Annotated in this window: 11 protein-coding genes; 10 read left to right on the plus strand and 1 reads right to left on the minus strand. The window is 64.0% G+C overall.

Translation table 11 applies throughout. The features are described from left to right. Nucleotides 1-15 precede the first annotated feature (15 nt). The 10 genes from murD (at nt 16) to lpxC (ending at nt 11,621) form a co-directional block, all read left to right on the plus strand. Nucleotides 16-1,527, plus strand: a complete 1,512-nt coding sequence (gene murD, locus BG60_RS10775; RefSeq protein WP_034471444.1) for a UDP-N-acetylmuramoyl-L-alanine--D-glutamate ligase — start codon at nt 16-18, stop codon at nt 1,525-1,527. Then, nucleotides 1,524-2,801, plus strand: coding sequence for a putative lipid II flippase FtsW (gene ftsW, locus BG60_RS10780; protein WP_008342990.1), 1,278 nt, complete (start codon nt 1,524-1,526; stop codon nt 2,799-2,801). The genes murD and ftsW overlap by 4 nt, the downstream gene beginning before the upstream one ends. Continuing rightward, nucleotides 2,798-3,916, plus strand: coding sequence for an undecaprenyldiphospho-muramoylpentapeptide beta-N-acetylglucosaminyltransferase (gene murG, locus BG60_RS10785; RefSeq protein WP_034471446.1), 1,119 nt, complete (start codon nt 2,798-2,800; stop codon nt 3,914-3,916). The genes ftsW and murG overlap by 4 nt, the downstream gene beginning before the upstream one ends. Beyond that, nucleotides 3,917-5,311: a UDP-N-acetylmuramate--L-alanine ligase gene (gene murC / locus BG60_RS10790; RefSeq protein WP_034471448.1), complete on the plus strand. Its 1,395-nt coding sequence runs from the start codon at nt 3,917-3,919 to the stop codon at nt 5,309-5,311. Between the two features lie 22 nt (nt 5,312-5,333). Further along, nucleotides 5,334-6,275, plus strand: coding sequence for a D-alanine--D-alanine ligase (locus BG60_RS10795; protein ID WP_008342984.1), 942 nt, complete (start codon nt 5,334-5,336; stop codon nt 6,273-6,275). Nucleotides 6,276-6,309: 34 nt separating this feature from the next. Continuing rightward, nucleotides 6,310-7,062, plus strand: a complete 753-nt coding sequence (locus BG60_RS10800; RefSeq protein ID WP_008342982.1) for a cell division protein FtsQ/DivIB — start codon at nt 6,310-6,312, stop codon at nt 7,060-7,062. A gap of 26 nt (nt 7,063-7,088) precedes the next feature. Further along, entirely contained in the window at nt 7,089-8,321 is a 1,233-nt protein-coding gene (ftsA, locus tag BG60_RS10805; protein WP_008342980.1) for a cell division protein FtsA, read from the plus strand. 117 nt (nt 8,322-8,438) lie between these two features. Then, entirely contained in the window at nt 8,439-9,650 is a 1,212-nt protein-coding gene (ftsZ, locus tag BG60_RS10810; protein WP_008342979.1) for a cell division protein FtsZ, read from the plus strand. A 285-nt stretch (nt 9,651-9,935) separates the two neighbouring features. Continuing rightward, complete coding sequence (locus BG60_RS10815) at nt 9,936-10,439, plus strand: peroxiredoxin (protein ID WP_034471682.1); 504 nt, start codon at nt 9,936-9,938, stop codon at nt 10,437-10,439. A gap of 264 nt (nt 10,440-10,703) precedes the next feature. Then, complete coding sequence (gene lpxC, locus BG60_RS10820) at nt 10,704-11,621, plus strand: UDP-3-O-acyl-N-acetylglucosamine deacetylase (protein WP_008342975.1); 918 nt, start codon at nt 10,704-10,706, stop codon at nt 11,619-11,621. A gap of 45 nt (nt 11,622-11,666) precedes the next feature. On the opposite strand, the gene BG60_RS10825 is transcribed toward lpxC, so the two are convergent. Beyond that, the gene (locus tag BG60_RS10825; protein WP_034471449.1) at nt 11,667-12,152 is read right to left on the minus strand and encodes a DciA family protein; all 486 of its coding nucleotides are present in this window, start codon (nt 12,150-12,152) and stop codon (nt 11,667-11,669) included. Nucleotides 12,153-12,360: the final 208 nt, after the last annotated feature.

Below are 12,360 nucleotides of genomic sequence, written 5' to 3' on the forward strand. Positions count from 1 at the left end.
GTAAAAGGTAAAGCGATGTTTGGCGAGAAGTTTATCGGTCGGCAAAGTCCGATGGTGCTCGTGCTTGGGCTGGGTGAATCCGGTCTGGCGATGGCGCGCTGGTGCGCCAGGCACGGTTGCCGCCTGCGGATCGCCGACACGCGCGAAGCGCCGCCGAATCTCTCCGAACTCGCGATCCACAAGATCGATGCGGATTTCGTCGGCGGCGCGTTCACGCCCGCGTTGCTCGATGGCGGCATCGAACTCGTCGCGATCAGCCCGGGGCTGTCGCCGCTCGCGGATGACCTCGCGCCGCTGATCGCTGCAGCGAAAGAACGCGGCATTTCTGTCTGGGGCGAACTCGAACTGTTCGCGCAGGCGCTCGCCGGACTCGGCGCGAACGGCTATGCGCCTAAAGTCATCGCGATCACGGGCACGAACGGCAAGACCACCACGACCGCGCTCACCGGCCTCTTGTGCGAGCGCGCGGGCAAGTCGGTCGCGGTCGCGGGCAACATCAGCCCGGCGATGCTCGACAAGCTGACCGAAGCCATCGACCAGACCGCGCTGCCCGATGTCTGGGTGCTCGAACTGTCGAGTTTTCAGCTCGAAACCGCGCATACGTTCGCACCGGATGCCGCCGCGGTGCTGAACATCACGCAGGATCATCTCGACTGGCACGGCGGCCTCGACGCCTATGCCGCCGCGAAAGGGCGCATCTTCGGCCCGGCCACGACGCGCGTGCTGAACCGCGACGACAGCCGCGTCATGAAGCTCGCGGCGAACGTCGCGCAACATCGCGTCGTGACGTTCGGACTGAACGAGCCGCTGAATGTCGGCGACTACGGTTTGCTGCGCGATAACGGCATGCAGTGGCTCGTCGTTGGCATCGATCAGGACGCGTCGGAAGAGACTGCGACTTCGCGTCGCCGCAAGAAGGACGAGGCCGAGCCGAACCTCGTTTCCAAGCGTCTGATGCCCGTCGACGCGCTGCGCATCCGCGGTCTGCACAACGCGGCGAACGCGCTCGCAGCGCTGGCGCTGGCTCGCGCGATCGATCTGCCGCTGGCGGCGCTTTTGCACGGCTTGCGCGAGTATCGCGGCGAGCCGCATCGCGTCGAAGTGATCGCGCAGATCGACGGCGTCGATTATGTCGATGACAGCAAAGGCACGAACGTCGGCGCGACGGTCGCCGCGCTCGACGGCCTCGCGCAACGCGTCGTGCTGATCGCCGGCGGCGACGGCAAGGGCCAGGACTTTTCGCCGCTCGAAGCGCCGGTCGCACGCTGGGCGCGCGCCGTGATGCTGATCGGCCGCGACGCGGCACGCATCCGCGAAACGCTGGCATCGACGAATGTCGAATTGCAGGATCACGCGACGCTCGAGGAAGCGACGAACGCCGCCGCGAAAATCGCGGAAGCCGGCGACGCCGTGCTGCTTTCGCCCGCGTGCGCGAGCCTCGACATGTTCAAGAACTACGCACATCGCGCCGACGTGTTTCGCGGCGCGGTCGAAGATATCGCCGCCGCGCGGGGAGTGATGCTATGAGCTGGTCGGAACGCTTCGGATCGAAACTCACCGGACAGCGCAACGCCATGCCCGGCGACTCGCTCGCGGGCCGCTCGAATTCGGGCACGCGCGGCGGCATTTCGAGCGCGGTCAACGGCGTGCGCCCGGCGCGCTCGCGCATGCTCGACTACGACTATTCGCTGTTGTGGGTGATGATCTCGCTGCTCGGCCTGGGCATCGTGATGGTGTACTCGGCGTCGATCGCGATGCCGGATTCGCCCAAGTACGCGAGCTATCGCGACTATCACTTCCTCGTGCGTCACCTCGTTTCGATCACGACGGCGCTCGTCGGCGCGACCATCGCGTTCAAGATTCCAATCAAGACGTGGGAAAAGTACGCGCCGAAGCTTTTTCTCGTCGCGCTGGCGATGCTCATCATCGTGCTGATTCCGCACGTCGGCAAAGGCGTGAACGGCGCGCGCCGCTGGATTCCGCTCGGCATCACGAACATGCAGCCGTCGGAGATCATGAAGCTCGCGGTGACGATCTACGCCGCGAACTACACCGTGCGCAAGCAGGAATTCATGCACAGCTTCGGCAAGGGCTTTCTGCCGATGGCGGTCGCGGTCGGCGCGGTCGGTGCGCTCTTGCTGCTCGAGCCCGACATGGGCGCGTTCATGGTGATCGCCGCGATCGCGATGGGCGTGCTGTTTCTCGGCGGCGTCAACGGCAAGCTGTTCGGCGGCCTCGTGCTGACGGCGGTGGGCACGTTCACGATGCTCGTGTGGCTGTCGCCGTGGCGTCGCGAGCGGATCTTCGCGTACCTCGATCCGTGGGACGACCGTTACGCGCAAGGCAAGGCGTATCAATTGACGCACTCGCTGATTGCGTTCGGGCGCGGCGAGTGGTTCGGCGTCGGCTTGGGCGGCAGCGTCGAGAAGCTGAACTATCTGCCGGAAGCGCATACCGACTTCATTCTCGCGGTGATCGGCGAGGAGCTCGGTTTCGTCGGCGTGATCTGCGTGATCCTGCTGTTCTACTGGATCGTGCGCCGCGCGTTCGAGATCGGCCGTCAGGCGCTTGCGCTCGATCGCACGTTCGCCGGTCTAATGGCGAAGGGCGTCGGCATCTGGTTCGGCGCGCAGACGTTCATCAACATGGGCGTGAATCTCGGTCTTCTGCCGACCAAGGGTCTCACGCTGCCGCTCGTCTCCTACGGCGGCTCGGGCATTTTGCTGAACTGCGTCGCGCTGGCGGTGTTGCTGCGCGTCGATTACGAAAATCGCGTCTTGATGCGCGGAGGAAAAGTATGACCGCGCAACGCGACCGCACCTTGATGGTGATGGCGGGCGGCACCGGGGGCCACGTGTTCCCGGGGCTCGCGGTCGCGCACTGGATGCAGGCGCACGGTTGGCGCGTCGTGTGGCTCGGCAATGCGAGCGGCATGGAAGCGACGCTCGTGCCGAAGCACGGCATTCCGATGGAATACGTGCGCTTCGGCGGCGTGCGCGGCAAGGGCGTCAAGACCAAGCTGATGTTGCCGGTGAATCTGCTGCGCGCATGTTCGCAAAGCCTCGCCGCGCTGCGCCGCGTGAAGCCGGACGTCGTGCTCGGCATGGGCGGCTATATCACGTTTCCGGCGGGCATCATGACGAAGCTCGCGGGCTGCCCGCTCGTGCTGCACGAACAGAACTCCATCGCGGGGCTCGCGAACAAGGTGCTCGCGCATCTCGCAAAGCGCGTGCTCGTCGCGTTTCCCAATGCTCTGCCGAATGCAGAATGGACCGGTAATCCGATCCGTGCGGAACTAACGAGCGCATTGCCACCCAAAGAACGCTACGCCGCGCGTTCGGGGCGCCTGAACGTGCTCGTCGTCGGAGGCAGTCTCGGCGCTGCCGCGCTCAACGAAACCGTGCCCAAGGCGCTCGCGATGCTCGCATCGGAAGAGCGCCCGCGCATCGTGCATCAGGCGGGCGCGAAGCATATCGAAGCACTGGAAGCGAACTACGCGGCTGCGGGTCTCACGCGCGGTGAAGACCTGCAACTCGTGCCGTTCATCGAAGACATGGCGAGCGCGTATGCATCGGCGGATCTCGTCATCTGCCGGTCGGGCGCGATGACCGTCTCGGAAATCGCCGCGGTCGGCGTGGCGGCGCTCTTCGTGCCGTTCCCGTTCGCCGTCGACGATCACCAGACGACCAACGGCGCGTTCCTCGCGAAGAACGGCGCGGCTGGACTGATACAACAACGCGATCTGTCGGCGCAAAAGCTCGCCGACTGGTTACGCGTACAGACGCGCGACACGCTCGCGGCTATGGCCGAGCGCTCGCGCGCGCTGGCGAAACCGGACGCGACCGAAAAAGTCGCGAGCATTTGCGCCGACGTGGCCGGCGCGCGTTTCGACGCGCAAGCTCGGGAGGCACACTAAATGAAGCACATCGTCAAACATATACATTTCGTCGGGATCGGCGGCGCGGGCATGAGCGGGATCGCCGAAGTGCTGCTCAATCTCGGCTATCACGTGAGCGGATCCGATCTTTCGAACGGCGCGGTCACCGAGCGTCTGCGTGCGCTTGGCGCGCGCGTCGAGATCGGTCATCACGAGCAGAACATCGAAGGCGCGAATGCGGTGGTCGTTTCGACGGCCGTGCGTCCCGACAATCCAGAAGTGCTCGCGGCGCGGCATCGCCGCGTGCCGATCGTGCCGCGGGCCGTGATGCTCGCGGAACTCATGCGCCTGAAGCAGGGCATCGCCATCGCCGGCACGCACGGCAAAACGACGACGACTTCGCTCGTCGCGAGCGTGCTGGCGGCGGGCGGGCTCGATCCGACCTTCGTCATCGGCGGGCGGCTGAACAGCGCGGGCGCGAACGCGCGTCTCGGCACGGGCGATTTCATCGTCGCTGAAGCCGATGAGTCGGACGCTTCGTTCCTGAATCTTTTCCCGGTGATCGAAGTCATCACGAACATCGACGCCGATCACATGGACACCTACGGCCACGACTTCGCGCGGCTCAAGCAGGCGTTCATCGAGTTCACGCATCGGCTGCCGTTCTACGGCATTGCCGTGCTATGCGTCGACGATCCGAACGTCCGCGAAATCCTGCCGTTCGTGTCGAAGCCGATCATCCGCTACGGTCTCGGCGCGGAAGCGCAAGTGCGCGCGGTGAACGTCGAGGCGCGCGACGGCCGCATGCATTTCACGACGCTGCGTGAAGACGCGCCGTCGCTCGACATCGTGCTGAATCTTCCGGGCACGCATAACGTGCAGAACGCGCTCGCGGCAATCGCGATCGCGACTGAACTCGAAGTCGCGGATGCCGATATCCAGCGTGCGCTCGCTGAATTCAACGGCGTGGGCCGTCGCTTCCAGCGTTACGGCGAAGTGAGCGCGGCGAGCGGCGAAGGCGCGTACACGCTCATCGACGACTACGGTCATCACCCGGTCGAAATGGCCGCGACGATCGCGGCGGCGCGCGGCGCGTTTCCGGGGCGGCGTCTCGTGCTCGCGTTCCAGCCGCATCGCTATACGCGCACGCGCGACTGTTTCGAGGATTTCGTGAAAGTGCTGTCGACGGTCGACGCCCTCGTGCTCACCGATGTCTATGCCGCCGGCGAAGCGCCCATCGTGGCCGCCGACGGCCGGGCGCTCGCGCGTGCGATCCGCGTCGCGGGCAAGGTGGAGCCGGTGTTCGTCGAGACGATCGACGAAGTGCCCGACGCGGTGACGACCATCGCGCGCAACGGCGACGTGGTGATCGCCATGGGCGCGGGTTCCATCGGCGGAGTGTGCGGCAAGCTGGCTAACCCCCAGCCTCAGTAAGAGCAAGACCATGAGCAATCAAGTGAATCAAATCGATCCGAAAGTCTTCGGCAAAGTCGCGGTGCTGCTCGGTGGCAATTCCGCCGAACGCGAGGTCTCGCTCAATTCCGGGCGCCTCGTGCTCGAAGGCTTGCGCGAGGCGGGCATCGACGCGCACGCGTTCGATCCGGCGCGGCATCCGCTTTCGGATCTGAAGGCGCAAGGCTTCGTGCGCGCGTTCATCGCGCTGCATGGCGGTTACGGCGAGAACGGGCAACTGCAGGGCGCGCTCGATTTCTACGGCATCCGCTATACGGGCAGCGGCGTGCTCGGCTCGGCGCTCGGCATGGACAAGCTGCGCACGAAGCTCGTGTGGCAGCAGACCGGCATTCCCACGCCGCCGTTCGAAACCGTCTTTCGCGGCGAAGACTACGCGGCGCGCGCGCAGGACATCATCGCGAAGCTCGGGCTGCCGCTCTTCGTCAAGCCGGCGAGCGAAGGATCGAGCGTCGCGGTCATCAAGGTGAAGAGCGCGGAGACGCTCGTGCCCGCGCTCGAAGAAGCGGTGAATTACGACAAGATCGTGATCGTCGAGAAGAGCATCGAGGGCGGCGGCGAATTTACGTGCTGCATCGCGGGCGATCTCGACTTGCCGGTCATCAAGATCGTGCCGGCGGGCGAGTTCTACGACTATCACGCGAAGTACGTCGCGGACGACACGCAGTACCTGATTCCGTGCGGCCTGACCGAAGCAGAAGAGACGCGCATGAAGCAGCTGACGAAGCGCGCCTTCGAGATTCTCGGCTGCACCGACTGGGGTCGCGCGGACTTCATGCTCGACTCGGACGGCAACCCGTATTTCCTCGAGGTGAACACGGCGCCCGGCATGACCGATCACTCGCTGCCGCCGAAAGCCGCGCGCGCGGTCGGCATCAGCTACAAGGATCTCGTCGTGAAAGTGCTGTCGCTCACGCTGAAGAACTAGGTCGATCACACACAGGACACGAACAAGCGAAACCATGTGGAACAACGTTCGCCAACTCAACCTCGCCGCCAACGGGCTGCACGTCGTGCTCGTGCTGCTGCTTCTCGGCGCCGCGGGGTACTGGGCGATCCAGCGTCCCGAGTTTCGCCTGCGCGAGATTCAGATCGACGGGGATACGGCGCACATCAGCTCGCCGGTCGTGCGGGCAAGCGTGATCGGTCATCTGAAGGGCAACTACTTCACGGTCGATCTCGATGCGGCGCGCGCCGCGTTCGAGCAGGTGCCGTGGGTGCGCCACGCGAGCGTGCGCCGCGTATGGCCGAACGCGCTCGCGGTGACGCTCGAGGAATACAAGCCGCTCGGCACGTGGGGGAACGATCAACTGGTGAGCGTGGACGGCGATCTCTTCACCGCGAATCAGGGCGAACTCGACGACGATCTGCCAGCGTTCGACGGCCCCGAGGGCACGGCGAAGGAAGTGGTCGCGCGGTATCACGATTTCGAGAAGTGGTTCGCGCCGCTCGACGCGAAGCCGGAAGAAGTCACGCTGTCGCCGCGCTTCGCGTGGACGGTCAAGCTGTCGAACGGCACGCAGGTCGAACTCGGACGCGAGCGTAATCAGGACACGCTGAACGACCGTTGCAAGCGTTTCGTCGCGTCGTGGCCGTCCGTCACGGGACGCTGGGGGAAGGACATCGAATATGCGGATTTGCGGTACCCGAACGGCTTTGCCATACGAGCCGCGAACATGCGCTTCATCAACGACACCGACAAGGCCAAGAAGTAAGCAGACATCACAGGCATGAGCACGCTATGAGCAAAGACTACAAAGACCTGCTGGTTTCCCTCGACATCGGAACGTCGAAGGTGGTCGCGATCGTCGCCGAATTGAAGGGCGAAGGCCACTACGAGGTAATCGGACTCGGTCAGAGCGACTCGAAGGGGTTGAAGAAGGGCGTCGTGGTCAATATCGAGGCCACGGTGCAATCCATCCAGCGCGCGCTCGAAGAAGCCGAACTGATGGCGGATTGCAAGATCACAAACGTATTCACCGGGATCGCGGGCAGCCATATCCGCAGCTTCAATTCGAGCGGGATGGTCGCGATCAAGGACAAGGAGGTCACGCAGGCGGATGTCGCGCGCGTGATCGAAACGGCCAAGGCGATCAACATCCCGACCGATCAGCAGGTGCTGCATATCCTCACCCAGGAATTCATCATCGACGGGCAAGAGGATGTGCGCGAGCCGATCGGCATGAGCGGCATCCGCCTCGAAGTGAAGGTGCACATCGTGACGGGCGCGGTGAGCGCGGCGCAGAACATCGTGAAGTGCGTGCGCCGCTGCGGCCTCGAAGTGAACGACCTCATTCTGCAGCCGCTCGCGTCGTCGCTTGCGGTGCTGACCGAGGACGAGAAGGAACTGGGCGTGGTGCTCGTCGATATCGGCGGCGGCACGACGGACATCGCCATCTTCAGCGAAGGCGCGATCCGACATACGGCGGTGATTCCCATCGCGGGCGATCAGATCACGAGCGACGTCGCGATGGCGCTGCGCACGCCGACGCCGGATGCGGAAGACATCAAGGTGAGCTACGGCATCGCGAAGCAGGCGCTCGCTGATCCGGACGAAATGATCGAAGTGCCGGGGCTGGGCGAGCGCGGTCCGCGCACGCTGTCGCGGCAGGCGCTGGCGGCGGTCGTGGAGCCGCGCGTCGAAGAGCTGTTCTCGCTGGTGCAGCAGGTCGTGCGCGAGTCGGGCTATGAAGAACTGCTGTCGAGCGGCGTCGTGCTGACCGGCGGCGCGGCGATGATGCCCGGCATGGTCGAGCTCGGCGAAGACATCTTCCTGAAACCGGTGCGCATCGGCGTGCCGGAATACGCGGGCGGCCTTGCCGATGTCGTGCGCAATCCGCGCTATTCGACGGCAATGGGCCTGCTCGCCGAAGGACGCTCGCAACGCATGCGCGGCCGCAAGGTCGCGGTACAGAACGGTTCGATGGGACAAGTCTTCTCGCGGATGAAAGACTGGTTCCTCGGGAATTTCTAAGCAATACGCAACACGCAACAAAAAGAATTTCGCGCCGGTACCGGCGGCTGGTGCGCGACAAGGGGTTGCCCGATCTCTCGTCGAATAACGCCGATCTTCATTCTTGACGGAGGCAACATGGATTTCGAAATGCTGGAAACGGAAACCAACGGAACGATCATCAAGGTCGTGGGCGTTGGTGGTGCTGGCGGCAACGCGGTTCAGCACATGATCAACCGCGGCGTGCAGGGCGTCGACTTCATCGTGATGAACACCGACGCGCAAGCGCTCGCCCGTTCGCGCGCGCCGGCGGTTCTGCAACTGGGCATGACCGGTCTCGGCGCTGGCGCGAAGCCGGAGAAGGGCAAGGAAGCGGCGGAAGACGCGCGCGAGCGTATCGCCGACGCACTGCGCGGCGCGCACATGGTGTTCATCACCGCGGGCATGGGCGGCGGCACGGGCACGGGCGCGGCGCCGGTGGTCGCGCAGATCGCCAAGGAAATGGGCATTCTCACCGTTGGCGTCGTGAGCAAGCCGTTCGAGTTCGAAGGCGGCCGCCGCATGCGCGTCGCGGAAGCGGGCTCGCAGCAACTGGAGGATCACGTCGACTCGCTGATCGTCGTGCTGAACGACAAGCTGTTCGAGGTGATGGGCGATGACGCCGAGATGGACAAGTGCTTCCAGTGCGCGGACGACGTGCTGAACAACGCTGTCGCCGGTATCGCTGAAATCATCAATGTCGATGGTCTCGTGAACGTCGACTTCGAAGACGTGAAGACGGTGATGGGCGAGCAGGGCAAGGCGATGATGGGCACGGCGACGGTTGCCGGCGTCGATCGCGCGCGTCTCGCCGCGGAACAGGCGGTCGCGAGTCCGCTGCTGGAAGGCGTGGATCTGTCGGGTGCGCGCGGCGTGCTGGTGAATATCACGTCGAGCCGTTCGCTGCGTCTGTCGGAAACGCGTGAAGTGATGAACACCATCAAGTCCTACGCAGCCGACGATGCAACGGTCATCTTCGGCGCCGTGTACGACGACGCGATGGGCGACGCGCTGCGCGTGACGGTGGTGGCGACGGGCCTGGGCCGCGCGGCGAAGAAGCAGCAGCAAGCGCCGATGACCCTCCTGCGCACGGGCACCGACAATCAGCCGGTCGCACACGCGCATCACGCCGCCGCGCACAATTCGTACGGTACGCAGCACGGTCAGAGCACGACGGATTACGGTCAGCTCGACACGCCGGCAGTGTGGCGCTCGACGCGTGAAACGGCGGCTTCGCACGTGCAGGCGCTGCAGGAAAAAGGCGTCGATACTTACGACATTCCGGCGTTCCTGCGCAAGCAGGCGGACTGAGCGAAGCGCACGTTATTTGCTGCTGAGTTCGTGACGAAGCGGCACACCGCGTGCACGCGCTGAACGTCCGGCGCGCACGATGCAGGCTTCGCGTGGGGCGACTGTCCAAGGCCGCGTCCTGATGCAAAACGGACGCCGGGCCGTGGCCAGCCGACCTCCACGAATCTGCCCCTGACGTCGAGGAAGGCAGAGTGAAGCCGAAATCGCTGCGGAGACTTTCGGCGCGGTTGCGGGACGATGCGATCGCGAGGATGTCCGCGAGCACTGATGAGGGAAGGACCGAGCATGATCAAAGTGGGTGAAACGTTGCCCGACGTGCGTCTCTTCGAGTTCGTCGACGAGGCCACCGAGGGCTGTGCCGTGGGACCGAATGCGTTCCCGGTGCGCGAGCGGAGCGCAGGCAAGCGCGTGGTGATCTTCGGATTGCCGGGCGCGTTCACGCCGACGTGCTCCGCCAGACACGTGCCCGGCTATGTCGAAGCGGCGGCGGATTTGTCCGCGGCAGGCATCGACGAAGTCTGGTGCGTTTCCGTCAACGACGCGTTCGTCATGAACGCGTGGGGACGCGATCTTCAAACCGCGGGCAAGGTGAAGATGATTGCGGACGGCAGTGCGCGTTTCACTCAGGCACTCGGACTGGATCAGGATTTGTCCGAGCGTGGCATGGGAATCCGTTCCCAGCGCTACGCGATGGTGGTCGACGACGGCGTGGTCAAGACGCTGAATGTCGAAGCGCCCGGCAAGTTCGAAGTCAGCGACGCTCGCAGTATCCTGGCGACGTTGCGCTGAGTGCAGCGGCGCGCCGCGTTGCCCGCGCGCAACGCTTGAAGCGCCCTCGCATTGAGCTGCAATTTGGGGCCGATGACCGGAAATGCCTCCATTCCGGCCATCGGCCCGTTCTACTTCACAAATCCTTCGCCTTGGCGTAACACAGGGAAACAGTTGATACCACCTGGATCAGGACGGCATGCGGCGAATGGAGTATAATTCGACCTATTAGAATTTAACGCACGATTAATTTCCTTTATAGGATCTTGAATCGGAAAGAACATCATGTTGAAGCAGCGAACAATCAAGACCGTCGTCAAAACCGTGGGGATCGGGCTCCATTCCGGCCGCAAGGTCGACCTGACCCTGCGCCCAGCGCCGATCGGGACGGGCATCGTCTTTTCGCGTATCGACCTGCCCGAGCCGGTCGATATTCCCGCGTCCGCGATGGCGATTGGCGACACGCGTCTCGCTTCCGTGCTGCAGAAGGACGGCGCGCGCGTCTCGACCATCGAGCATTTGATGTCGGCGTGCGCGGGCCTCGGCATCGACAATCTGTATGTCGATGTGACCGCCGAGGAAATCCCGATCATGGACGGCAGCGCGGCATCGTTCGTGTTTCTGATTCAATCGGCGGGTATCGAAGAGCAGAACGCGCCGAAGCAATTCATCAAGGTGACGAAGCCCATCGAAGTACGCGACGGCGACAAATTCGCGCGCCTGGAACCGTATTTCGGCTTCAAGCTGAGCTTCACGATCGATTTCCGCCATCCGGCCGTCGACAAGACCGGTCAGGCGCTCGAAGTGGATTTCGCGACCACGTCGTATGTGCGTGAAATCGCGCGCGCCCGCACGTTCGGCTTCGCGCATGAAGTGGAGATGATGCGCGAACTGGGGCTCGCGCGCGGCGGCAGCATGGACAACGCGATCGTGCTCGACGAGTACCGCATCCTCAACAATGACGGCCTGCGTTACGACGACGAATTCGTGAAGCACAAGATGCTCGACGCGATCGGCGACCTGTACGTGGTCGGCCGTCCGTTGCTGGCGTCGTACAAGGCGTACAAGGGCGGTCACGCGATGAACAACATGCTGCTGCGTGAGTTGCTCGCGAACGAAGACGCTTATGAAATCGTCACATTTGAAGATACGAAAACCGCACCGCGCGGTTTCGGTTTCGACACGCAGACCGCGTTTGCTTAACTGAAAGCCTCAACGGATGAACAAGAATGAGCGGCCGGGCGCCGCTCATTTTTTTTGTCCGCGCGCCTGATGCCGCTCCGCCATCCGCGCGAGCGCTTCCTGTAGAGGCGACGGCTCGAGCGAGGCCGCCAGATCATGCAGCGCCGTTGCGCCCGCCGCCGACATGCGCGCCTGCTTCGGCGGCGCGGATTCTTTCATCGGCTGCGGACGGACGCGGATTTTCAGCGCGTTGACGGCCCAGCCGCGTTGTTGCAGGTCGGAAAGCAGACGCGGCTCGATATGCCGCAGCCGCGCCGCCAGCGCGTTGTGCGCGGCGAAAAGCGCGAGGACTCCGTCCTTGATGAAACCCGGTTCCACGTTCGACGCCAGATAATCCGGCAAAAGCGAGCTCAGATCGCGCTGCAGCGCCGCCACTTGCTCGACGCCCGCGCGCAACGCGCGGAACGCATCGGTGCGATCGAGGACGTCGGCGACGGCTTGCGGCCGCCGCGGATCGAAACCCGATCTTGAATTCGTAGAAAAGCGGCTCATTTTTGTATAGGCGCAGGCCCGACGGAACGGTTCGATTGTACGCGAGGCGGCCAGATGCTTCGGGCGGGGAAACGAGTTTCGCCCGAGCTTTCAGCGGGTTGACTGTCGCGTTCCGTCTACGCACGCGCGGGCACGCCGACGCAAGGTCTGCCAAACTCACATGCTAAAATTCCCGATTCGAATTTCACCTTATGGACTTAAGTCGCCG

The sequence above is a fragment of the Caballeronia zhejiangensis genome (genome assembly GCF_000698575.1).
GTDB classification, from domain to species: domain Bacteria; phylum Pseudomonadota; class Gammaproteobacteria; order Burkholderiales; family Burkholderiaceae; genus Caballeronia; species Caballeronia zhejiangensis.